The sequence below is a fragment of the Rhodococcus sp. AD45-ID genome (genome assembly GCF_003023755.1).
Lineage (GTDB): Bacteria > Actinomycetota > Actinomycetes > Mycobacteriales > Mycobacteriaceae > Rhodococcus_F > Rhodococcus_F globerula.
The window spans coordinates 1,542,438-1,564,446 of record NZ_PYHL01000001.1 but is presented as its reverse complement, the minus strand read 5'-3'; the positions used below and the strand labels follow the sequence as shown (position 1 = coordinate 1,564,446).

19 protein-coding genes and 1 pseudogene are annotated in these 22,009 nt (G+C 60.3%); 9 read left to right on the top strand and 11 right to left on the bottom strand.

Features of this window, described 5'->3' with window-relative positions; translation table 11 throughout:
• Positions 1–82: 82 nt before the first annotated feature.
• The gene (locus C7T36_RS07025) at positions 83–436 is read right to left on the bottom strand and encodes a hypothetical protein (RefSeq protein WP_052683322.1); all 354 of its coding nucleotides are present in this window, start codon (positions 434–436) and stop codon (positions 83–85) included.
• A gap of 403 nt (positions 437–839) precedes the next feature.
• On the opposite strand from C7T36_RS07025, the gene C7T36_RS07020 reads away from it, so the two are divergent.
• The gene (locus tag C7T36_RS07020; RefSeq protein WP_045064341.1) at positions 840–1,358 is read left to right on the top strand and encodes a flavin reductase family protein; all 519 of its coding nucleotides are present in this window, start codon (positions 840–842) and stop codon (positions 1,356–1,358) included.
• Positions 1,355–2,107, top strand: a complete 753-nt coding sequence (locus tag C7T36_RS07015; protein ID WP_052683319.1) for a pyrimidine reductase family protein — start codon at positions 1,355–1,357, stop codon at positions 2,105–2,107. Before C7T36_RS07020 ends, C7T36_RS07015 begins: the two co-directional genes overlap by 4 nt.
• Positions 2,108–2,276: 169 nt before the next feature.
• Here C7T36_RS07015 and C7T36_RS07010 read toward each other — a convergent pair whose 3' ends face one another.
• Entirely contained in the window at positions 2,277–2,684 is a 408-nt protein-coding gene (locus tag C7T36_RS07010) for a hypothetical protein (protein ID WP_045064338.1), read from the bottom strand.
• Positions 2,685–3,306: 622 nt separating this feature from the next.
• The gene (locus C7T36_RS30035) at positions 3,307–3,447 is read right to left on the bottom strand and encodes a hypothetical protein (RefSeq protein WP_162487716.1); all 141 of its coding nucleotides are present in this window, start codon (positions 3,445–3,447) and stop codon (positions 3,307–3,309) included.
• Between C7T36_RS30035 and C7T36_RS07005 the strand changes: the two are divergent.
• Positions 3,408–3,636, top strand: a pseudogene (locus C7T36_RS07005) (acetyl-CoA C-acyltransferase); the annotation flags it as partial. The gene C7T36_RS30035 and the pseudogene C7T36_RS07005 overlap by 40 nt on opposite strands.
• Before the next feature lie 88 nt (positions 3,637–3,724).
• Here C7T36_RS07005 and C7T36_RS07000 read toward each other — a convergent pair.
• From C7T36_RS07000 to C7T36_RS06985, 4 genes are all read right to left on the bottom strand, one after another.
• Positions 3,725–4,843 (bottom strand): DUF1214 domain-containing protein, encoded by a 1,119-nt coding sequence (locus C7T36_RS07000; protein ID WP_045064335.1) that lies wholly within the window; start codon positions 4,841–4,843, stop codon positions 3,725–3,727.
• 82 nt (positions 4,844–4,925) lie between these two features.
• Positions 4,926–6,545, bottom strand: a complete 1,620-nt coding sequence (locus C7T36_RS06995) for an ABC transporter substrate-binding protein (protein WP_045064333.1) — start codon at positions 6,543–6,545, stop codon at positions 4,926–4,928.
• 404 nt (positions 6,546–6,949) lie between these two features.
• A complete protein-coding gene (locus C7T36_RS06990; protein WP_219908476.1) occupies positions 6,950–8,125 on the bottom strand; it encodes a DUF1214 domain-containing protein in 1,176 nt (391 codons plus the stop codon).
• A 338-nt stretch (positions 8,126–8,463) separates the two neighbouring features.
• Positions 8,464–9,387: a TauD/TfdA family dioxygenase gene (locus tag C7T36_RS06985; protein ID WP_084702411.1), complete on the bottom strand. Its 924-nt coding sequence runs from the start codon at positions 9,385–9,387 to the stop codon at positions 8,464–8,466.
• A gap of 403 nt (positions 9,388–9,790) precedes the next feature.
• Here C7T36_RS06985 and C7T36_RS06980 point away from each other — a divergent pair, with 403 nt between their 5' ends.
• Both C7T36_RS06980 and C7T36_RS06975 read left to right on the top strand, forming a co-directional pair.
• Positions 9,791–10,390, top strand: coding sequence for a TetR family transcriptional regulator (locus C7T36_RS06980; RefSeq protein ID WP_162487722.1), 600 nt, complete (start codon positions 9,791–9,793; stop codon positions 10,388–10,390).
• Positions 10,391–10,824: 434 nt separating this feature from the next.
• Entirely contained in the window at positions 10,825–12,441 is a 1,617-nt protein-coding gene (locus C7T36_RS06975; RefSeq protein WP_375128392.1) for an alpha/beta fold hydrolase, read from the top strand.
• Positions 12,442–12,673: 232 nt separating this feature from the next.
• Here the strand turns inward: C7T36_RS06975 and C7T36_RS06970 are convergent, their stop codons facing one another.
• A complete protein-coding gene (locus tag C7T36_RS06970) occupies positions 12,674–13,369 on the bottom strand; it encodes a TIGR00266 family protein (protein WP_045064328.1) in 696 nt (231 codons plus the stop codon).
• A 27-nt stretch (positions 13,370–13,396) separates the two neighbouring features.
• Here C7T36_RS06970 and C7T36_RS30030 point away from each other — a divergent pair, with 27 nt between their 5' ends.
• Both C7T36_RS30030 and C7T36_RS06965 read left to right on the top strand, forming a co-directional pair.
• Entirely contained in the window at positions 13,397–13,558 is a 162-nt protein-coding gene (locus tag C7T36_RS30030; RefSeq protein WP_181317469.1) for a hypothetical protein, read from the top strand.
• A 703-nt stretch (positions 13,559–14,261) separates the two neighbouring features.
• A complete protein-coding gene (locus C7T36_RS06965; RefSeq protein WP_045066636.1) occupies positions 14,262–15,125 on the top strand; it encodes a phytanoyl-CoA dioxygenase family protein in 864 nt (287 codons plus the stop codon).
• 402 nt (positions 15,126–15,527) lie between these two features.
• On the opposite strand, the gene C7T36_RS06955 is transcribed toward C7T36_RS06965, so the two are convergent.
• Positions 15,528–16,553 carry an NADP-dependent oxidoreductase gene (locus C7T36_RS06955; RefSeq protein ID WP_045064324.1) on the bottom strand — a complete coding sequence of 342 codons (1,026 nt, stop codon included), beginning with the start codon at positions 16,551–16,553 and terminating at the stop codon, positions 15,528–15,530.
• 146 nt (positions 16,554–16,699) lie between these two features.
• Here C7T36_RS06955 and C7T36_RS06950 point away from each other — a divergent pair, with 146 nt between their 5' ends.
• Positions 16,700–18,280: an MFS transporter gene (locus C7T36_RS06950; protein WP_084702409.1), complete on the top strand. Its 1,581-nt coding sequence runs from the start codon at positions 16,700–16,702 to the stop codon at positions 18,278–18,280.
• A 74-nt stretch (positions 18,281–18,354) separates the two neighbouring features.
• Here C7T36_RS06950 and C7T36_RS06945 read toward each other — a convergent pair whose 3' ends face one another.
• Together C7T36_RS06945 and C7T36_RS06940 are read right to left on the bottom strand one after the other, a co-directional pair.
• Entirely contained in the window at positions 18,355–19,143 is a 789-nt protein-coding gene (locus C7T36_RS06945; RefSeq protein ID WP_045064320.1) for an SDR family NAD(P)-dependent oxidoreductase, read from the bottom strand.
• A gap of 88 nt (positions 19,144–19,231) precedes the next feature.
• Positions 19,232–20,266, bottom strand: a complete 1,035-nt coding sequence (locus C7T36_RS06940) for an ABC transporter substrate-binding protein (RefSeq protein ID WP_045064318.1) — start codon at positions 20,264–20,266, stop codon at positions 19,232–19,234.
• 203 nt (positions 20,267–20,469) lie between these two features.
• Between C7T36_RS06940 and C7T36_RS06935 the strand changes: the two genes are divergently transcribed.
• Entirely contained in the window at positions 20,470–21,792 is a 1,323-nt protein-coding gene (locus C7T36_RS06935; RefSeq protein WP_172936472.1) for an FAD-binding protein, read from the top strand.
• The last annotated feature ends 217 nt before the right edge of the window (positions 21,793–22,009 follow it).

Sequence of the window (22,009 nt, the reverse complement as noted above, 5' to 3'; positions counted from 1 at the left end):
GGTGGGAAGTGTGGGCTGAACTTCGATGTGGCGCAAAGGTGTTATGTCATTGGACGGGTAAGTGGTGCCGATCGGGCCAGGCCTATCGCCAATCCGCCATGTGATGCGCGTGCAGTCGTCCATCCTCGGGGGATTCGGTTCGTACATGTGAGTCCGAATCGAAGGCCACTGGCAGGGGACTGTAGTTTGTCGGCGACGGTATTTCCGTGCTGGTGGGCCCCATCTCTGCCTGTGCTCGGCGGGCCAGGGTGCGGTCACCGAGAATGGTCCCCGCTGTACCGTCGATCGATTCGAGCATCTGTTGGTACGTGAGCCGACATGGCGCATCGGTGTCGAATGCGCGTACGACCAGGCGCCCCAGAAGTGTCAGCGGAAACCGAATTACCGTGTATTGCAAGCGCAATACGTCCCATGGCAGGGAAACCCACTTGCCCATTGGTTATCCTCACTCGCCGGCGTAGAACTGGATAAAGAGATTCAGGTGTGGCTGCCCCGGGAGCTCAACGAGGTCTTCCTGAGCTTCGTTGAGTGAGTTCGGCGGCGCGCAGTCGAGCTGCCAGCGCGTGTCGTGCCGCTCTCAGCGGGTGTAATGCCGATCATCGTCATTGTCCAGCTCCCGAGGTGTTGGGGTGCCAGGAGAATTTTCCCGACGTCAGGCTCTGCGCCTGGCAGCACCTGATCTGATTTTTGTCCATCGGTATGTGCATCTCTTGCTACCTCAAATCTATACCATCTGATATAGATAATCGGCAACAGTGAGAATGGGTTGCTGTGCAATAAGGACATCGCAGTTAGCTGTCCCTCCCGTAGGGGTAGCTAGCGGAGTGAAGGGAGCAACGATGCAGGATTCGAGTGAGAACCTTCAGTCGCCGGACAGCGGTGCCTTCGAGCGGATCGTGGGGGCACTAAATTATCCGATGTTCGTCGTGACCACTCAGGTGGGAGACCAGCGGGCGGGGTGTCTCGTCGGTTTCGCCTCGCAGATCAGTATTTCGCCTCCGCGTTTCCTCATCGGTCTGTCGAACAAGAACCACACCTACCGACTCGCTGCCGCCGCCGAGCATCTGGCCGTACACCTCATCCCCCGCAGAAACGACGCGATAGCCAAGCTGTTCGGGGAGTCGACGGGCGACGATATCGACAAGTTCACACGCTGCGAGTGGAGCCATGGGCCTTTCGGGCTTCCAATACTCGAAGAAGCCGAGGCCTGGTTCGCTGGGCGCATCCTCGAACAGGTGGACACGGGTGACCATGTTGCTTTCCTGCTCGAACCCGAAACCGGTTACGCACCTGAAGAACTCGACGAGTACATCACGTTCGCGGACGTTCGAGCGCTCGAACCCGGACACGACGCATGACAGTGCATCGGTGGCGATCGTTATTTCCCATAGACGCCCAAGGCCGCACCCTTCACGACTTCTACGCAGACGCCCCCGAAGGGGTTCGAGTGAACATGGTTTCGAGCCTCGACGGGGCCGCTGCATTCGACGGTCGAGTACGCCCAATCTCCAACACTGCTGATCATCAGTTGCTGAGGTCCCTGCGCGCCTACTGCGATGTGCTCCTAGTCGGCGCCGGAACGATACGCGCGGAACGGTACGGACCTGTAACACTCGATGCGGAACTCCGCCGATACCGCCGCGACGCGTGCGGGCAAGTGTCGTTGCCGCCCGTTGCGGTTGTCACGCACAGCGGTGACCTTCCTTGGAAATCGGCGCTATTCACCGCAGAAGGGCCGCGCCCAATCGTCGTCACCAGTGCACAGGCGGCCGCCACATACGGTCCCGATGTGCGGTCCCGTGTCGAGATCATGGTGGCCGGGGACGACTATGTTGATCCGGTCGCGATGATCGCCGGCCTACGAGATCGCGGATTGATGCGAGTGCTCTGCGAAGGAGGCCCAGCCCTTCTGTCTACCCTTGTCGCCCACGATCTCGTTGACGACATGTGCTTTACTCTCTCCCCGACACTGGCGGGACCCCAACCGGTCTCCGGGCCGATCGCTGCCCCGCCACTCGAGGTTCCCCAGGCGTTGCAGCTCCGGCACGTCTTGCTCGAAGCCGAATACTTGTACATGCGCTACCAGCGCCCTCGCTCTGTGTGTTGATCACTTTGAGGTTCCTCGGGCGGCCTTTTGGCGCGCGTACGCCGGGTGACGGTGGCTGCGACGTCGTGTCCGAGAGTCTGCGGCAACGTGTAGGGCAGGATCTGTTTGAACTCACCGTCGGCGACATCGCGAAGTTCGAGTGGACCATGATTTGACGGTCACGCAGGTTTCAGGGAACGAAGAAGGTGCCGAAGCCAGGTGTTCCGATCGCCTGGGGGTCGACGTATGCGACGACCTGACCCGAGCCCGGACGAATGGTGACGGGTTGAGCATCCAGCGTCGGAAACGATGCGGATCCGTATGCTCCGGTGCCGAGACTCAGCCAGTGGACGACTGCGGCGTGCGGGTTTCCGTCCCCGGGTGCGCGGCGCACGTGCAACACGGCGGCGCCCGGTTCTTCGCCGACGATCGCGGCAAGGCGGGGCGTGGGTAGATCGACGAGCGGGATGAAGGGGTCGACCTGGAACGGAACTGTGCTCGGCGCCGCTGCCGCGGTCCCCGACATCAGGAAGCCGGAGATCGCGAGGGTCGCAAGGGCAGTGGCGCCGGTACGCCCGATTGCGTTGAGTGCCGTCATACTGATCGACCCTAGTCATTTGACCGGCGATTCGGTGTCGGTTCGCGTTTCAGGCCTTCACCGAGACGGGTCTGCAGATGCCGTACCAACGTGGCGACCTCGTGTGGGAGGAGTCCTCTTTCCGAAGTCGGTATCGAGAGTCTCTTGGCCGATCTGAAGAACAACCGGATGGCGATGCACCGCGGCTTTTTTCGTGAGTTGGGAATCCGCCGCTACACACTCCCGATCGGATTAACGAGCGCCAAGGACGATCAACGGCCACAGCCCCCGACCGATAGCTACCCTGCATCGGCAGCGAAATCCACGGATTCCGCCTTCGTCTCTGCCGAGGTTAAGAGAACCCGCAGCACTCGTCGAAGATCCGTCGAAACCGGCCTCACGACGCTTGGCCAAGCAGAATTCGTAAATGGGAAGGATCTGCGGATCGAAGCGGCACCGAGGCTCCGCTCCGGCCGTGGCGCGTTATCGATAGCATCCCGCCGATATCGTATCCGGGATTGCATTGCCTGATCTCGGCCGCGCATCGTCATCGATGTCCAGGGCACCGGCGTCAGCCAGAATGTGGGATCGGGATCCCATCCACCCAGAAGCGTCGCACATTTGTTGCCGGACAGAGAGATTGCTATTCCGGCGTGGTGAGGTATCCGTGAAGGCTCAGGTGTGCTGCGTCGTAGTCCTCGGCGACCGCAGCCCAATCGGGGATCAACCAGTTGCAGTGCGTTCCGGTGGTGTCGAACCAGACGGAACGCCTCGACTCGGGCACGGGAGACCCTCGAGACAGGATTCTTCGCGCGGGAGATCACCCGGTCACCCTGCCTGACGGCACCGTTGTTTCCACCGACGACTACCCTGCCGGTGTTCCGTCCGGAAGGCACTGTCACCGCCGGCAACGCGTGCCCCCTTTAATGACGGCGCCGCCGCTCTGGTCATCATGTCCGATAGCGAGTGTAAACGGGAGTTCCATCTCGCGTTTGTGATGCGATGTATCGCAGGGCCAGCCGGCCGCGCCGACCCGTCGGAAACGGACCCTCCTGCGGCTCCTACTCCTGTCCCGAGTCCTTTGCTAGGCAGATGAGTTCAATCGTCGTCTCGGGTAATTCGTTGTGGCAGCGCGCGAATCGGAACGCCATTGTGCCTTCGTTGTGCCCGAGCGTCTCTATCCAGGTCGCGCCAGGAATCTTGGGATCATCATGCGCCAGAACTAATTCGATCCGCCCGGTTTCGTCAGGTTCGGTATCGAAACTGGTGGCGAAGACGCGGTTGCCGAAGCGCCATTCGAGGGACTCCATCCAGTAGTTCATCGGGACGAAGCTCCAGTAGGCTCCCGTAGGTGGTGTGAACGAGATACGTAGCGCATACCCCTCCGGCACCGCCCAGTAGCCGTTCATGTATTTGTGTCCGGCCGGGGTAAAGATGTCGCCCGAATCGTGCATGGGGCTGAGGGCGTTGAACTTCTCGGTCTTAGTTGTTCCCACCCACTGTGCCCAAGTTCGGGTGTTGAACCACGCGAACTGCGCGGCGCGCTCGAGTCCGGTGGCCAAGGCATCAGCGGTGATGGGAGGTGGATTTACGGGCCCGCCGATTCTTCGAATGGACAATGGCCGCGGCCTGTCGACGCGAGGATCACGGAGATATCGCCTAACCGAAAGGACACTGGCGTCTGTATCGAGTTTTACCCCGTTGCGTCCTTCATGCCCGGCGGCAACTGTGAGCGTGAAGCTGCCGTCCGTCGTGGTGTCGATCTCGGCTTCTGTGATCGCATCGATGAGACGTCGCGGTGTTTTGTTGGCGCCACTCAAATCGCCTGAGTAGACGGTGAGTTCGATGAGTTCCGTCTCGGCCATGCTTCCCGTGACGATGTACTGGTACTTCGACGACACGGGGCTCGAGTCGTATAGCTGAGCAGGGCTGTCTCCCGCGAACTTTCGCACTCCTGCTCGGGTTTTCTGCTGGAAGTCCGGGTAGGCGGGGTCGGTGTACTCGATGAATTGCTCGATCCCGATCGTCAGGTATCGCAGAAACAGTCGGTTGCCCTCGGCGGCGTCGATCGCATTGTCGGGCATCGGCAGTTGTGCGAATTTTTCGGGGAAGTCCCTGATCATGTCGGCGAGGTAGGTGAATGCTTCTGTCGGAACGCTAGCCTGCCCAGGCAGCGTCATGACGCAGTCCGGTATGGTGCGCGCGGCGAGGCGCAATTACCGAACATCGAAGCCGGCATTGTGCTGTTGGCCTCCAACCGGATCACTCCTTCCATGCTTCGTCGAAGAACATGATTCCGTCGATGCTCTGCTGGAGGCCGTGCACGTTCTTGTTCCACACGTCCAGCGTGGGGACATTGCCCCAAATCTGCCAGGGGACAGTGTCTGTGGCGCGTTGCTGGATCTCGGCGAGGACGGTTTTCTTGTCCTCGTCGGTGGTAGCGACTCCGAGTTCATCGAGTAGGACATCCATTTGGGGATCCGAGTAACCGGTGGCGTTGTTGCGGCCACCTGTCTTGAGATTGGTATACAGGCGTTCAAAAGGATCGGCCTCGGACAGGCTGAGCGCGCCGGTTCCCATGTCGTAGTCGTGATCCACCAAGACGCGCTTAGTGACGTCGCTTGCGCTGGTGACGTATTCGATTTGTACATCGAATCCGACTGCGTTGAGCATTGCCTGCACAGCAAGGGCTGTTGCCTGTGAGGACGGCTCCTGGATGGAGAGGAAGGTGACCTTGCCGTCGTAGCCGTCTGCCTTGGCCTGATCGAGCAGTTCCTTGGCCTTGGCCGGATCCACACCGATTGGGGCGACGTCGTTGTGCCAGCGGGAGGTGTCCTGGAAGATCACCTGTCCGGGAAGGCCGTTGCCGTTGTTGACACGGGTGTTGAGGGTTTCGGGGTCGATGGCCAGTGCCATTGCCTGGCGCACACGAAGGTCCGAGCCGGGGCGACCTTCTGCCATGTTGACGTTTGCGATGTAGCCGAGCGACGGGATGTCGATGAATCCCGGGTAGCCGGACTCGATCAGATCGAGGATCGGGGTGAGTGTGCGCATGTATGCCGCGTCGATGCCACCGGTCTTGAGGGCCTCGGCGGTGGGCTGAGCTCCGACGATGCTGATGAGCTTGAGCTTGTCGATATTCGGTGCGCCGCCGTGGTAGTCAGGCCGCGCTGCGAGCAGCAGTTCCTCGTTGGGAGTGAACTTTTCGAGGGTGAATGCGCCGGCGCCGATCGGGGTGAACTGATCACCCTGTTGCGCGGTCGGGGCGACGATCATTCCGGGGCCGGTGGAGAGCATCGACTGAATGCCGGTCCACGGGTCAACGAGGTTGAAGATGACCGTCGACGCGTCCGGAGCGTCCATGGAGGCGACCTTGGCTGCCCAGAGGCTGGACTGCGGTCCCTTGTTGTTGACGTAGCGGTTGATGCTGTCGACAACTGCCTTGGAATCGAGAGTCGTTCCGTCGCTGAACTTGACGCCGTCACGAAGCTTCAGCGTCCACGTCTTGCTGTCGCTGCTGGGCTCGAGGGACTGCGCCAACTGCGGAACGAATGTCTTCTCGATAGGGTCGTAGCGCATCAGCGAGTCGTAAATCGCTCCGAGTTCACTGCCACCGACGGCTCCGGCAACCTGAGACTTCGCCGGATCAAGTGTCGTCACCGAGGAGAAGCCGCTGAACGTCAAGGTTCCACCCTTGTTGGGCGTGCCGGGCTCTGTTTGTTCGTTGACCATGCCGATCTCGAGCGCGGAACCTGAATCTGCGGATTCCCCTGCACCGCCGTTTGATTCGCTGTTTGCGCACGAAGCGAGCAACATGCTTGCGGTGATCGCCAGGGTAGCCGCCGTCAATCTGCGTGGACGACGAAGGGAGCTACGAGTCATTGGGACGCCTCCAAATGGAAGGATGAGTGAAATCTTCAGCGAAGATTCCCTATTGTGTGATGTGCACCATGGTGGCAGTTGAGTTGTCCCGCTGACCGGAACCTGGCGGACAGCCGGGTTCTGTTGCGAGCACGCAAATTTCGGGCTGCACTCGTGTATCGCCTGTGAGACAAGTTCTGTTGCCCGCTGCAGTTGTTGATCGTGAGATCTATGTGACGGTCAAGGAATGTGTTTGTGGAAGTGATCGGCCAATCATACGCAGTTCCCAAGGCGGGGAACGACAATAGCTCAACGGTCCACTTCGACCGACACATCGATGTCGGACGTGCCGCTCATAGTGAGGAACGTTCCATCGAAATCGATATCGCTCGATCTTGGGTTATTTTCCTTAGCCTGCAAGTGCGTTAGTCGGTGTATCGACGCAAGAAGTTGCTGGCTCTGAAGGTCTGCTGGTGTTCACGCTGCTGCGCGGTGATGAAGGAAGTACCTGCCGGTAGACGCTCTCTGAGTTGATCCAATTTGACAACTTCGGAGCGCCGGATGGCCAACTCGACGGGGGCGTTGACTGGCAGGGATTGCCAGCGGACTGCAACCATTCCCGAGTTGTGCCCTTCGGGGTCGAGCCAATTGTAGGCGCCGGGATCCTCACGGGAAATGACAAACGAGTACGTACCATTCGGATTAGGCTCTGCCTGAACGGTATTCAAGCTACTTGTTCGATCGATGTACTCGTACGCCACTCCCCACGGATCGGAGAGTTGAATTCCGAGGGACGCAGCACCCAGTGGATCGACGGTGACAACCAACGCTTCTCCATCGTTCACGTCGAACCATCCCCCCGTCGAGAGTCCGCGACCTGCGGGACGCTGACGCGCCGGGCGCACGTAATTTGTTGCCTCGCTATAGAAATATTTGTTGAAGTAGTCGAGCCAGAACGGCGCCATCTGCGTCAGCAACTCTACCGAACGTGTAGTGAGCTGTTCCAAGCTTCGCGGTTCGCGAGCCGCAGGACCTGAAGTCCGAACCAGATCGAGGCGGACAACATTCTCCGTTGACCAGTCGTCGAGGAGGTCCCGGATAATCAAGAACGAATCTTGCTTTGCAGGGATCCGGATGTGGTTGGTCCGCCCGTTGGCGGGCTGGGCGTCCAGAGTGATGACAAAAGACCCGTCCGCTTCGACCGCGATGTCGTCGCTGTGCAACCCTGCGAGTTGTATGCCGCCCTCGGCGGTGAGGGAGGTGGTCCCAGGGATGGCGTCGCGCAGCTCGAAGTGTTGCTCAGTAGGTCTCGGGTAGTTGATCTTCCCGCGGATCTCATATGTCGAGGACCCTGATACCGCTGTGTGCCGGTAAACGTTGTCCGGGTTCTCGATTCCGAAACCGGACCTGGGGGAACTCAGTCCTTGAAACTCGTGTGGAGCGGTTACGCCCCACACGAGCATCGGAATTTCCGGGTCCGAGCAGATGGCATATTGGGTCGCTGCGGTGGCCAGTGAATGGGCAGCTCTGCCGATCGTCGCTTTTCCAGCCGGTGTCGAGCCCTGCGGGTCGGCCGCGTAGAGCATTTCGACGCTTCTCATCGCTGTGCGGTAGGTGTCTGTTTCCAAAATCCTTCGGGTCAGTTCTTCGCCGTCGCGTTGTACTGGTGTAGCGAGGGCGCCTACATAGTTGACGTCAATTGATGTTTCCATTCGTTCCATCTGGAATTCACCTCTTTCCGGCTGTTGTCTGGCAGCACATTTGGCTTAAATCTGTTGCAGCTCAAGGACGTCGACCTGTTCCCGACAGGCTCGTGACCGGTGGTTTACAAGTTCGGACGATATCTCGGGGCAAGGTGTACCGTGCATCTCGGCACGGTCCGACCTCGCGCCCGCAATTGAGACATTGTGCGGTGTCCGCCTGAAAGGGTGAATCGTTGTCAGGCGAAGGTTCCTTCAAACAAGGGTTCCGACGCTCCGTCAGGGCGGTAGAAGGGCCGCCCTCCTTCGACCGTGCAGCGGCGCATCAGCCGGTACTGAGGGTAGTGATCCGAAAGCGCGCGGTGATTCGTGCAGCGCTCATCCCAAATCGCGACGTCGCCCGCTCGCCAACGCCACCGAACCGCATAATTCGGATTATTGACGAGATTGCCCAGGTAACCGAGAAGTGCATCGCTCTCAGGCCTGTGCATGCCCACAAGGTGATCGATGAAGGAGCTCAGGAACAAGGCTTGACGCCCAGTCTCTTCGTGGGTACGGACGAACGGAAGAACCGCGCCCTGAAGATTCTGCCGGATCACCTGCTCGGATTCAGCTCCGTACATGGCCACATTTGCCTGAATAAAGTGGTCGGAGGGCTTATGCAATGCGCGCAAGTCCTGGCACACTCGCTTCATTTCGTCAGACAGACTGTCGTAGACGGCGTACAGACTGGCCCAGAGGGTATCGCCTCCCACTGCGGGGATATCGAGCGCGTAGAGGATGGCCAGGTTAGGTGGCTCCGGCCAGTAGGTGAGATCCGTATGGAATCCGTCTGCAAGCGGCCGCTTTTTCGCGTTGTTTTCGACGGAATGTAAGACTGTTTCGTCGCCGTGGAGTTTCGCTACCGGGTTGGCCATCGGAGTGCCCCACCGATTTGCGAGGTCGACGTGATCCGCTTCCGACAAGTTTTGATCGCGGAGAAAGATCACGTGATGCTTCAGTAAGGTCTGGTGCAGTTCGTCGAACTCGTCTTCGTTGAGGGCGTTGAGGCTGACCCCTTCTACGAGTGCTCCAATGTTGGCACTTAGTGGTGTGATGCGCATGCGCCGGGTCTCGTGTACATCGGGGGCTTGAGAATCGACGGCAAGATTAGATGAACCCATTTCTTTACCTCTCTTGGGGATCGGCCGAATTTAGGTGCTGAGTTACAGCGTCCGCGTCTGGTGATACATGCGGTTGATCAGAAATTGGATCACTTTGGCGCGCAGTCCTTTTCGTGGCGATGCGCATCGGTACATAGGTCATTGCCGGCGCTCGCTCTGTGGCAAGCCAGGCAGTGACCAAGTCTGTAGTGTCGGCGCCCTTCAGGCACGTTGTGTGGGGTTGTCCTGAAGTTGTGGAGGCCTCGACTACGTGAAAATCATAAGTCAACTACCAAATGTTAGTCAACTACCACTTTTTTATTCACTCTCAAACCGCGCCACTGGTCCGCGAAATTGGCTGATGCTGTCTGTGACGCCGCGTGTGTGGCAGGTCCGGGGCAGTCCACCGTACGCTGAGGTCACTATGGGTTTACGAGAACGCAAGAAGCTTGCAACGCGGCATCGCATTGTTGATGTCGCCTTAGAGCGGTTCGCTGAAAATGGTTACGACGTAACCACGGTCGAGGAAATCGCCAACGACGCCGAGGTGTCGGTAACCACCTTCTTTCGCTACTTTCGGTCGAAGGAGGAAGTCCTTTTCATCGACGCCGAATGGACGGTCCCTGACTTCTGTGCCGCGCTCGAGGCGCGCCCGACGCACGAGCCGGACCTCGAGGCGATCCACCAGGTGTTACGCATGTTTCGTGTGCGCGAGGTGCACGGGGATGAGCGTCAGCGCCGCCTGCGTCAGCACCGCGTGGTTGCTGACACTCCCGTGTTGCGTGGGCGCGCCCACTTGGTCGCTCAACGATGGCAGCGCGAGGTCGCAGCTGTCCTGGCGAAACGACCAGGTACCTTCCCTGACAACCGGAACGTTCGACTCACTGCCGCAATTGCTTTCACCATCGTGAGCTTTGCCGACGACGAGTGGTGCGCGCACGAGGGAGCTGTCAACTGGCTCACCATCCTCGACGAAGCCTTCGACTCCCACGCGGCACTCACTCCGAGCGGCCTCGACCCTTGATCGTGCACATACTTCGACTCGCGCGGCGGCATACACCATCATCAGCCGCTGTGGCGTGCGGCGATCATCGCACATTGCCGCTGGCGTGGCCGCCGCGTCGCAATGCGCATCGCCCGCGAAACGGGCCGTTGACCTTTGCACACCGTCACCGATCCGTGGTTTTCACAGTTGGGCCAGTGCGCCAACGTTATTGCGCGTTCTGCGCGTCGTTTGGCGAGATGGTTTCGCGGGCAGAGTGATTCGATCGAGCACGTGGCTATGTCGGCTACAGCAGCATAGGAATCGGTGCCCACACCTTCGAGGGTGACTCCTGAATTCAGTGGTGCGTCTGAAATACTGGCAGCGAAGCGGCGGGGTGGGTGCCACCGCCGTTGCGACACTGACTACGAGGGGGCTGCGAGAGTATGTCGGGGATTGACAGGAATTCGCATTTGATGCGGCGCAAAGAAACTACGTTCTCACGGCGCAGTCGATTCGTGACTCTTACCGTCGGCGTCACCGCGGTGATCTCCGTCGGAGTCGCACCTATTGCCGCCGCGGAGCCGGTACCGAGTGGAGATCTTCGTTGGGAGTCCTGCCCGGCCGAATACGAGCTTGATCCGGCATCCGATCAGTGTGCTTCGGTCACCGTTCCCCGCAACTACGCAGAACCTGACGCCGGCACGATCGACGTGCTCGTAACCCGTCACCGCGCCGAAGATCCGGGCTCGCGCAAAGGCGTGCTGTTCACCAATCCCGGAGGACCTGGTGGAGACGCGATCGGCTCGAACAGAATGTTCGTCGACGTCCTGCCCGACGCGATTCGCGCACAGTGGGACGTGATCGGAGTTCAACCGCGCGGACTCCCGTACGCCGGCGCGCTTTCGTGCGCAGTGGGCCCTGAGTTGGCGACGGTGGCAGGCTTCGGTTTCGGTGGGGCTGCGGCACGAAATGCATGCGAGGCAGGTGCGCCGGGCGCCACTGCGCACCTGACTACCGAGAACACGGCGAGGGACTGGGAGCAGGTCCGCGTTGCGCTCGGCGAGGATGTCATCGACATTTACGGTCTGTCCTACGGCACAATTCTCGGATCTACGTACGCGACGCTTTTCCCGCAGCACACCGGTCGCATGGTTCTCGATTCCGCGGTCGACCAAAATTGGTTGTGGAACGACGTGTTGTGGCAGCAGAACGACGGCTACAAAGCTCGCTTCTACGACCTCATGGATTGGATCGCCGCCAACAACGACACCTACGGACTTGGCGAGACGCCGTTGAAGGTCTACCAGCGATGGTCAGACCGGATTGTCGCGGAGGCCGGTGGTAACCCGACGCTTGCGCCGCCGCCTGCGCAAATCGGTGACGTACCGCCCGGTCTCGAAGCACTCGCGAATGCCTACCGCAGTGGGGTCGATCTGACTGGGCCGGCGCGCGTTCAGTTCGAGGCATTCATTCGGGGACTCGCCGATCCGTCGCACACGCAAATGTCGTCGAGTATCTACGTGATGACGCGGCAGGTGCTTCCCGCTCGGAACAGTTGGCCGCTCATGGCCCGGGTAGTCCGCGACGGTGTCGACGCGATTCCCAGTGGTGCCGGGATGAACGACATATCGGAGCTGGAGCTGGAGCGAATTGCTCAGTCCCAGATGATGCAATCACTGATGTTGTGTAACGAGAACAGTGTCGCGGATCGGCCGGACCGTATCCCGGGTTGGCTCTTCTCGACCTTCATCACCGGAGATCTCTTCGAGCTCATCGGGTATGGCTACAGTGCCGGGACCTTCTGCGCCGGTGCGCCGCCCGTAACCGCGTTGCCCGAGCTGAGCAACCGGGGGCTGGCGACGGCGCCGCTCGTTCTGCAGGGGCTGCGCGACCCGCAGACGCCGTATCAGGGTGGGGTGCAGCTAGCCCGCGACATGGGGGCGAACCTGGTCACCGTGGAAGGCGGCGATCACGGCGCCGGCATCCAGGGCGGTAACGCGGTGATCGATCAGGCCGTCACCGAATACCTCGAGACGGGGCGTACCTCCGTCACGCATGCGCCCGAGGCCCCGATCACTGCACCCCTGTAGGTAGGTAGCCGGAAGAAGTGGCGCCTCCGACCGGCACCGAACATGTCCTCAGGTCAGGCCCTCGCTGGAAGGCGAGGGCCTGACCTGTCCAACGAGAAAATGACATGTCGACTGTTCCGGGTTCGGTGAACCTTGGGCCGCAACGCAACATCGCGGACATCGGTGTCCGGAACGGACACGGGGGCATGTCGCCCCCGGAGACTGCCGTCGACTTGTTTGTTGCGTTCAGGACTCAGCTGTTGTTGCTGTTGCTACTGGTGCTGTTCGATGGCATTCGGGTGCGGAGCCAGTCGACGAGGTCTGTTGCGCTGCGGGTTTGCATCCAAATTCGGCCTGGCCCGGTGAATTCGGTGACGATGCCCTCGCCGCCGAGGATCATCGATTTCCAGCCGCCGGCTTTGCGGATGCGGTACTGAACGGATTCGTCGAATGCGACGACATGGCCGGAGTCGAGTGTCATGGTTTCCCCCGTGGTGAGGGTAATCGGGCGGATGGCGCCGTAGCTGGAGAGCAGGATCTCGCCTGTTCCGCTGCATCGCAGCAGGACAAGTCCGGCTCCGCTGAAGAATCCCTTGCTGCCGCCCCATTTGGAGTCGACGTCGACGGTTGGGTCTGATGCAAGCCAGCAGCCGGATTGGACGAGCAGCGGTGTCTCGTCGTCGATGGTGGTTTCGACTATGTCGCCTGGTAGTGCGCCGGCGACGCCTACGACACCTCCTTGGTCGCTGCCGAAATCGTTGACGAAGAAGCTCGACCCACCCAGGGATCGGCGGAGTCCCTTCATGAAGCCGCCTCGGGTCGAGGTGGTGATCGAGATGTCGCCCCGCATCATCGCCATTGCTCCTGCTTCGACACGGACGGATCCGCCGGCGGGGACGCTGATTTCGGCCAGCGCGAATGCGGGCCCGCAACTGATTTCTGTCTTCATGGGTTCCTTTCGATGACAATCTTTTTCGTGGTCGATGATGAGTATCATGTTTGGCTGAAATCACTGTCCGGTACTGGTCCTCGAAACGAATTATTGCTTGTGGTGACGATTTGGTTCGGATCCTCGGGGGTTCGCTATCTGATCGTTGTAGTGCCTTGGATGGATGCCGGTGATGCGCTCGGCGCGTGAGGCGCCGTAAATGGGGTGCCGGATGGTCGGGCCCGCGGAATGCGCGAGTTCGGTGGGGAGGGGATTGGCGCACGCCAAGTCCAGGGCGATATTCAGGTCTGGAAGCAGAGGCCTCTGCGGGCGCTAGTTCCAGAACTATTCCCACATCCTTTGTCTAACAAGGACTTCGGATTCAATGTCACCCATCGATCTGAGAACGCACTGAGCACCTGAGCTCGTGAGGGCGCTGGGTAGGTCATCATTGTGCCCTCGACCGGACGGAGCTGACCAGACTCGACTGAGGCTGTGACAGTTGCTGCGTCAAGCCTGGGTTGGGGTGCTCTACCGCCGGAGGATACCTAGCATTTCCAGGCTTCGGCCACCTCTTGTGATCGACGCCAGATCGGTACCGAGTTCGGTCGTGTTCCGAAAACCCGGAACCGCGCCACATGTTGTGCGCAGTCCGTTGCGCCCCGTCCGACTGGGGCGACATCAGGGCCCACCACTGCGTTTTTGCAGCGGCCTAGTCCGTGGATCGCGTATTCGTGCACGGTTGGATAAGAGCTGTTGTTTTCCAACACGTTTGGGTGTGTGTTGCTCGCGGTGTTATAAACGAAAGACCTTTCGACGCACGGTAGATGCAAGTTTTGAAAGTGCGCACGTGTGTGTTGCGCCGCATCTGCCGTCGTCGCGGTTCGAGCAACGAGTAGGAGAATTCACACTGATGGTTGTCACTGTTGATCGTTACGCCACACGGATCTCGACCGTCCCGACCGAGTTGGACCGTGTCGACCCGATTGTGTGGAGCGAGCAGATGCGAGTGAAGCATCGCGATGTCGAGGATAACGGGTTCACGGTTCGTCGTGGTGTCCTTGATACGAGCTCAGTGCAACGGTGCCTGAGTGAAGTCCAACGTTTAGGCACCGCACCCGAACTTGCCGGCGACGAGCGGATCGTGCGGGAAAAAACTTCCTCGGCGGTCAGGTCGATCTTCGATGTCGTGAATTTGAGTCCGGTGGTGCGCGCGGCAGTAGACGAGTCTGGGGCAGCAGCCCTCGCACGCGAGATCCTCGGTTCGGAGGTCTACGTTCATCAGAGCAGGTTGAATTACAAGCCCGGTTTCCGCGGCGGAGCGTTCTACTGGCATGCCGATTTCGAGACGTGGCACGCAGAGGACGGGATGCCGGCTCCCCGGGCGGTGAGTGCGTCAATTGCGTTGACCGATAATCATTTTTTCAATGGGCCTTTGATGGTGATGCCCGGATCGCATCGAACTTTCCTGCAGTGCGCGGGGGCGACACCGGACCGCTACTTCGAGGAGTCCTTGGTCGAGGAAGTGCCTCGGGTCGGTGTTCCTTCCGAGCAGATGATCACCACGCTCTACGCCCGCCACGGAATAGAGGTGTTGACGGGGGATGCGGGTTCGATGACTGTGTTCGACAGCAACCTTCTACATGCATCGTCAGGAAACATCTCCCCGGTGCCGAGAGCGAACATCTTCGTGGTTTTCAACAGCGTCGAGAATTCGCTCGGGAAGCCGTTCTCGGGAACGGCGCCGCGGCCGGAGTTCCTAGCATTTCGGCCGTGACGGTTACAGCGGACGAATGTGCTTTCGCTGTCGAATTATTTGGGGAAGACAAAGGCCTCCCATGCTCGGCAGGTCTTGGAGATGATGGAATATCGGGCTCCACCCCCGCGACGTCGTGACACCCTCTGAGGTAGTCGTTTCTAACGGAGGAACCGCGTGCGGCCGTGCGATATTTCGCATTCCCGGGTTTTCCGCCCGATCGTCAACGGCATTTGATCAGGGACACCTTCGCTTCGTCTCTCACGCGTTCGGTGCTCGCCGATGCCGACGATATCGACGAGTCCGACGACGAATTGCTCGTTCGATATCCGAATTCTTCAACGGGGACCCGGACGAGGAGTCGGCGGACTCAGCGCGTGTGGATCTAGAGTGGTGGCCCGTGGCGGCCCGGAATCGGAAGGCTTACAGTCGACACAAAGTCTTTCCGGTAGTACGGCCGTTGAGCATTCCGACGAGTGCGGTGGGGGCTTGTTCGAGTCCCTCGAATACCGTCTCCTGGTACGTCATCATACCCGCGGTGAGGTACCCGCCGACTTCTGAACGAAAGTCCGCGTAAAGCCCGTCATACGCTCCTGCGCGAAAACCTCTCATTTGCAAGCTCTTTGCGGTGATTTGAAAGAGGTTGGTAGGCCCGGGGGCGGGGGAGTCCGTGTCGTAGGTCGAGACGGCTCCACACATCGCGACGCGCCCGCCGGGCCGGAGATGATTCAGGGCCGCCCCCAGGTGATCTCCGCCGACGTTGTCGAAGTAGGCGTCGATACCGTCGGGGACAGCTTCGGCCAGTTGCTTTTTCAGGTCGCCGGCCCGATAGTCGATCGCGTGCGAGGCGCCGAGCGCATTCCTGAGGTACTCGACTTTCTCCGGGCCTCCTGCAGAAGCGACAACCGTGTTGCCCCGCAATGTCGCCAATTGCACCGCAATACTCCCGACGGCGCCAGCTGCTGCCGAAACCCACAGCACGTCTTTGGGTTTGAGCTCGAGAATCTCGAAAAGACCTACGTAGGCGGTCAGCCCCGCACTGCCCAACGGACCGAGGTACCATTCCGGGGCAAACTCGCCTGGGTCGATCCTCGTCAACCCGCCGGCACCACCGAGAGTTTCACCGCCCGCGGCGACCACCGCATAGGCGCGGTAACCGAACATGTGCGAGACCAGCTCACCAGCAGCGAATTCCGGACTCCGAGATTCGACGACGGTACCGAGCGCCAGACCGACCAAAGGATCTCCCGGAGCCAGCGGCGGTAAGTATCCCGAAGGCGTTGCCGCATTGAGCCGCAGTCGAATCGACGGGTCTATCGACAGCCACGTGTTTCGGATCAAAACCTCGCCTGGTGCCAACGGGGGCACTTCGGCATCGACGATCGCGAGATTATCCGGCACCAGACGACCAGCCGGACGCGAGGCGAGGCACACAACTCGATTGTGAATGGTGATGACTGAGGCCTTTCGAACAGATGGGAACTACCGCGCACCGCACATAAAACCAGTGCGACGCGATCATGCCGAAACTAGCACGAATTCAACCCTAACTGAATTAAGTTTAGGTTATTGTTCGGTGATCGAGAGGGAACATCATGGATAGCGATCGGACAGTGAGCATCTTTGCGCCACTACGTATCAGGCGACTACGCATGATGCTGGGATTTCAGCTGTGTGCAAGTGTCGGAGTATGGATTCTGGTACTCGCGGTGCAGTGGACGTTCACCGAAACCGGCGAGTCTGCGACGACGGTATCGATGGTGCAGTTCGCCGCCAGCTTGCCGTTCTTCCTGTTGGCGTTGCCGATCGGCGCGATGGCCGAGTTCGTCAGCCATCGACTACTCCTCGTCGGTACCGCAGTGGTGTTGACTGCGTCGACGATCTTGCTCGCGGTACTGCAGCAGTTGGGCTTGGCGAAAACTCCAATTTTGATGCTCGCGGTCTTCGTCGCCGGCGCAGGTCTGGCGTCCGTCGCTATCGTCTGGCAGGCGTTGCTGCCCAACATAGTCAGCCGCGAGATGATGGCGGTGGTTCCTGCGATCGACGGCGCCGTCTTCAATGGCGCTCGCGCGGTCGGGCCGGTTATCGGCGGTGCCGTTCTCGCCGGCTGGGGATCGACTTCGGCTTTCGCCTTGACTGCCGCTCTGTTCGCCGTCTGCGTCTTCGTCGCGGCGCGGACGGTACCCGCATCGACCGGGCGGGTCGAATCGCACAATTCGATTGGCCAGGCGGTGGCAGGAAGCGTGCGCTTCATTCGCCATTCCCGCTGGACCAGGCGATTGCTGCTGCGACTGACCATGTTCGGGATCCCGGCGAGTTGTCTGTGGGGGCTTCTGCCGCTGGTCGCGCATGATCGGTTGCAGGTGAGTACGTTCGGGTTCGGAATCCTCTCCGGCGCAATCGGAATCGGCGCCGTGCTCGGTGCGATCCTGCTGATGCCGCTGCGCGCGCGGATGAGTTGGAATCACTTCGTGGCACTAGGCTCGGGTGCATATGCGCTCGTTCTGGTCGGTTTGGTCGTGATCCCGTGGGTCAGCGCGATGTTTGCCGTTCTTGTAGTGGTTGGCGCCGCGTGGGTTGGGGTTCAGAGCACCTGGATGATCGCCGCTCATGCCGTGGTTCCCCGATGGATCAAGGCGCGTGTTATCGCCTTCGTCATGTTGATGTTTCAGGGGAGCCAGGCGATCGGCGCCCTGTTGTGGGGCGTCCTTGCCGACTCGCTCGGCCTCGTTCCCGCCGTGCTACTGGCCGCGCTGTTGATGTTCGTCTCGGTGTTCGAGACACTTCGCCGCGGGATCATGCCGAGTGAGGCGATTGCCCCCGAACTGACCGGGGCACCGGATCCCTTGGCCCCTAATGCCGAATACTCCGGTCTGCGCGTGATCGTCGAGACCACCTATCACGTGCTCCCGGGCCGTACGGAAGAATTTCTCGACAACGTGCACGAACTCAAACTCTCCCGGCGGCGTCTTGGTGCACTGCGCTGGAGCGTGTCGCGATCGGCAAACGAGCCCGACATCTATGTTGAACACTGCACGTTCCGTGATTGGTCTGAGTACCTCGCTCAGGAGACCGAGCGACTGACCGTTCCCGAGAACCGGGTGCGGACGAAATTGGCCGAATATCTTGTCTTAGCGCCGCAAACCCGAGTACTTGTCGAGCCGAAGCTATTTTGACAAAGCACGATGCCCGGTTTTGCACGTCTTCGGAAGACGTGCAAAACCGGGCATTTCTACGGAACTGACCCCGATCAGACGGTGAATCTACCACCGTTGCTCAGTAGTACGGCCCCGACGACGTTGGCGGCACCCGGCGACGCCAGGTACAGGATGTTATCTGCCAATTCCTCGGCGGTTGCGTAACCGCGGAATCCGTCCTGTGTCATCGCAGCGCGAAGGTTGGCCGGAGTGCGACTGGCCATTCCCGTGTCGACCGGTCCCGGAGCGATCGTGTTAACCCGGATGCCAAAGGGCGCAACCTCTTTAGCTACAGCCTGGCTTACCGCATGAACTCCGGCCTTCGAAGCTGAGTAGTGTGGGTAGCCGACAAGCGTGTCGAACGCCGAGGACGAGCCGACCGTCACGATGGCGCCGCTGCGGGCTGGTTTCATCGCCCGGACTGCTTCGCGGAGTATGAAGAACGTACCGTCGAGGTTGATCGACATGACGCGTCGCCAATCTTCGTCCTCGAGGTGAGTGAGAACGTCAACCGGTTCATTACGCTCAGCTGCCTCGTAGATGCGCTGTTTACTCTTCGGGTCGTCGACGCCGGCGGCATGGACGACGACGTCAACCCGCCCCTGCTCGGCGATCACTCTCGTGAAAGCCTGGGTCACCTGCGCCGAATTGCCGACATCCAAACCGATGGCCTGGCCACCGACCACAGACGCTGCCACCTCGGTTACCGCAGCTTCGTTGACGTCGCACAGATACACCGCCACGGCGCCCCGGTCAGCGAGCAGACGCGCTGTGGCAGCGCCGATTCCGGAACCTGCGCCGGTTACCACTGCGACCTGGCCCTCGAACTGCCGATCAGACATCGAATACACCTTTCAGTCCCGTCGATCCGCTTGGCGGCCGCGGGTATTACGAGTAGAACACGTGCACATGGAACGGTTGTCAAGCAGTTCAGTTGAACAGGGCTTCGAGCTCGTCGCGGTAACGCGCGGCGCCGTCACCCGTGGTCACCTCAGTGTTCTGATCGGGAACCTCTTGAGCATTCGCGATCGAACCTTCGATGTCGGGCAACACCGAGCTGTAACCGACCGACGTGGCCTCCTGGCCGGGCCGGGTGACCATGAAGTCGGCCAATACCTGCGCGGCATTCGGATGCGGCGACGAGCCGAGAGTCAGACCGTACCAACGCGCTCCCCAGATATGTTCTCCGGCAGACCATTCAACCGGTGCCCCGGACTCCTTGGATGCCAACATCGGATCGGCCATCAAGCCGGCGGCGATCTCACCGGAAGCGAGTGCCTGAGCGAGCGGCTGATTGCTCGGATAGATGCGCGGGTTCTGGTCGGCTAGCTTCTCCAGATACTCCCTGCCGCCGTAGTACTTCTCGATGTGGGAGTAGAAGTCCAGGTATGTCGGTGACGTTGACGGACTGACGATTCCGACCTTGCCCTTAAGCTCAGGAGCGAGAAGATCTGCCGGGGAAGAGACACCGCCGGGCAGCAGGTCGGTGTTCCAGCCGAATCCCAGGATCACTGCCCCTTCGAGGAAGTACTTGTCCGAGACGATGCTTGTATCCCGGCGATAGTCCGGGTTGTCGAAACTCGGCCCGATCGGCTTGGTCGCCTTGTCTGTATCCTTGACAGTATTCATCCACGACACGTCGGTGATCACCGCGAGGTCTCCGATTCCCTTGCCGGACTTGCTTTCGGCATCGATCTTGGAAAGCAGATCCGAATCGACTCCGCGGACGACCTCGAGATCGATTGCGGGGTAGGCCTTTTCGAAGGCAGTTTCCAGGGCCGCGAGTCGGGGCGCCGCCTGGGTCGAGTAAATCGTGACCTTTCCCTCGTTGTTGGCCGCAGCAACGACGTCGTCCCACGAACCTGAAACCGGCTCTGACGGGGCAGCGGGAGCGTTGCTACACGCCGTCAATGCGAGCGCCACCGCGGCGAGTGCCACGGTTGTTCTGAAAACCTGAGGGATCATGCGAGCTGCTCCGTTTCTGGTACTTGCCGACACAAATCAAACCTAATTCAGTTCATATTAGAGTGACTCAGCCCACAACGCAAGCGTCATGTCGGCAGTGACACCGATTGACTCACTCCTCGCTACGCTTCTACTGTAATCAAATTGAGGTCAGTTCAATTAGAACGGAAGGCGCTCACCGGCGCCGGACAATTGGAGTCAAGTTGAGTAGCAATGAATACGATCTGCTGGTAATCGGTGCGGGAATGGCCGGATTGACCGCTGGGGCAAAAGCTTCCGCAGCAGGCAGGCGAGTGTGCTTGATCGAGATCAGCGCCGACGTCGGAGGTTCGGCGCGATTCGCTGGATACGCCTGGAGTGCACCGAATCACGACGTCATGGCCGAACAGAACCCGAGGGGCGACGAAGCTCTCAAGCGCCACCTCGTCGACAGCTTTGATGTCGGTGTCGAGTGGATCCGCTCGATTGGCATTGACGTCGACCCGGCGCAGCCCATTCTGAGCTTCGGCCGCGGGCACAGATTCGACACCAACCACTACGTCGACACCTGCAAGCGAATCGTCCTCGACGCCGGCGGATCGGTCGTGTTCGATACCGCGACCGAAGCGCTCCTGTTCGAGGACGGTGCCGTCCGCGGCGCCGTGGTACGTACGGGTACCGAGCCCGCGCGCGAGATTCGGGCCGGCCAGATCCTCCTGGCAACCGGCGGATTCCAAGGCAACAAGGAATTGCTCGCTCAGCACGTCCACCCGGACGCAGGCCGGATGGCCTTGCGCTCGAACCCACACAGTTGCGGCGAAGGTTACCGCCTCGCGATCGAGGTCGGCGCGTCGACCGGCGTCGAGAATGCCGGCTTCTACGGGCATTTGATTCCGAGCGGTGTGGAACTTGCCGATCCCGCAGACTTCGTCGACATGTCGCTGTACTACAGCGAGCATGCTCTTCTCTTCAGTCTTGACAACGAACGATTCGTCGACGAAACGCTCGGCGATCACCTCACCACGATGGCTCTTCTCGAACAGCCGCAGGGCCGAGGCCTGCTGATTGCCGACGCGCGCGTGCACCGTGACTGGATGGTCGCGTCGTATGTCGAAGGTGCTGTGGCCGTTGACAAATTCGAACTTGCCAGCAAGCGTGGCGGCAGGGTCGGCCTGGCTGAGGACCTCGAGGAACTCGAGTATTTGCCGGAGGAATGGGGATACGACGGAGCGGCGATCGCTGCGGCGATCACGAAGTTCAACGAGGCGGCCTCCCAGGGTGCAGAACTGGTTCCGGGCCGTAAACTCGATCGCGCTCCCTTACTCGAGGGGCCCTACTACGTGATCGAAACGGTTCCCGCGGTCACCTTCCCGTTTCATGGGATTCGGATCGACACGCAAGCCCGAGTTCTGGACGCTGCCGGACTGCCCATCCCTGGACTGTTTGCGGCTGGCTCCGACACCGGCGGATTGTGGAACCGGGCGTACGCCGGTGGCCTCGCCTCAGCCCTGGTATTCGGTCTGTCTGCCGCCACCGCCGTCGTCTGAACCGTTCAGCTTGACGGTGTCGGGCAATTACCAGCTTTGTTCGAAACATTTTCCTGCTCTGACATGTTCGTGATTGACATCACAAGCGCCGGGCACTACGTTCGAACTGACATCAGTTCAGTTTGTAGGCGGGGCGGCTCCCGATTCGGCAGCCGTCCCGCCCGGGACCAAGACGCGATGACATACCGCGCGCAGGGTCAGCTTCAGAACTGTCGAC

Bases quoted from the DNA above. Each gene is read 5' to 3' on its own strand.
- C7T36_RS06985 (WP_084702411.1), bottom strand. From the start codon at position 9,387: ATGGGTTCATCTAATCTTGCCGTCGATTCTCAAGCCCCCGATGTACAC.
- C7T36_RS07015 (WP_052683319.1), top strand. From the start codon at position 1,355: ATGACAGTGCATCGGTGGCGATCGTTATTTCCCATAGACGCCCAAGGC.
- C7T36_RS06990 (WP_219908476.1), bottom strand. From the start codon at position 8,125: ATGAGAAGCGTCGAAATGCTCTACGCGGCCGACCCGCAGGGCTCGACA.
- C7T36_RS06965 (WP_045066636.1), top strand. From the start codon at position 14,262: ATGGTTGTCACTGTTGATCGTTACGCCACACGGATCTCGACCGTCCCG.
- C7T36_RS06940 (WP_045064318.1), bottom strand. From the start codon at position 20,266: ATGATCCCTCAGGTTTTCAGAACAACCGTGGCACTCGCCGCGGTGGCG.
- C7T36_RS06975 (WP_375128392.1), top strand. From the start codon at position 10,825: ATGCGGCGCAAAGAAACTACGTTCTCACGGCGCAGTCGATTCGTGACT.
- C7T36_RS07000 (WP_045064335.1), bottom strand. From the start codon at position 4,843: ATGACGCTGCCTGGGCAGGCTAGCGTTCCGACAGAAGCATTCACCTAC.
- C7T36_RS06945 (WP_045064320.1), bottom strand. From the start codon at position 19,143: ATGTCTGATCGGCAGTTCGAGGGCCAGGTCGCAGTGGTAACCGGCGCA.
- C7T36_RS06970 (WP_045064328.1), bottom strand. From the start codon at position 13,369: ATGAAGACAGAAATCAGTTGCGGGCCCGCATTCGCGCTGGCCGAAATC.
- C7T36_RS07025 (WP_052683322.1), bottom strand. From the start codon at position 436: ATGGGCAAGTGGGTTTCCCTGCCATGGGACGTATTGCGCTTGCAATAC.
- C7T36_RS06980 (WP_162487722.1), top strand. From the start codon at position 9,791: ATGGGTTTACGAGAACGCAAGAAGCTTGCAACGCGGCATCGCATTGTT.
- C7T36_RS06950 (WP_084702409.1), top strand. From the start codon at position 16,700: ATGGATAGCGATCGGACAGTGAGCATCTTTGCGCCACTACGTATCAGG.
- C7T36_RS06995 (WP_045064333.1), bottom strand. From the start codon at position 6,545: ATGACTCGTAGCTCCCTTCGTCGTCCACGCAGATTGACGGCGGCTACC.
- C7T36_RS07010 (WP_045064338.1), bottom strand. From the start codon at position 2,684: ATGACGGCACTCAACGCAATCGGGCGTACCGGCGCCACTGCCCTTGCG.
- C7T36_RS07020 (WP_045064341.1), top strand. From the start codon at position 840: ATGCAGGATTCGAGTGAGAACCTTCAGTCGCCGGACAGCGGTGCCTTC.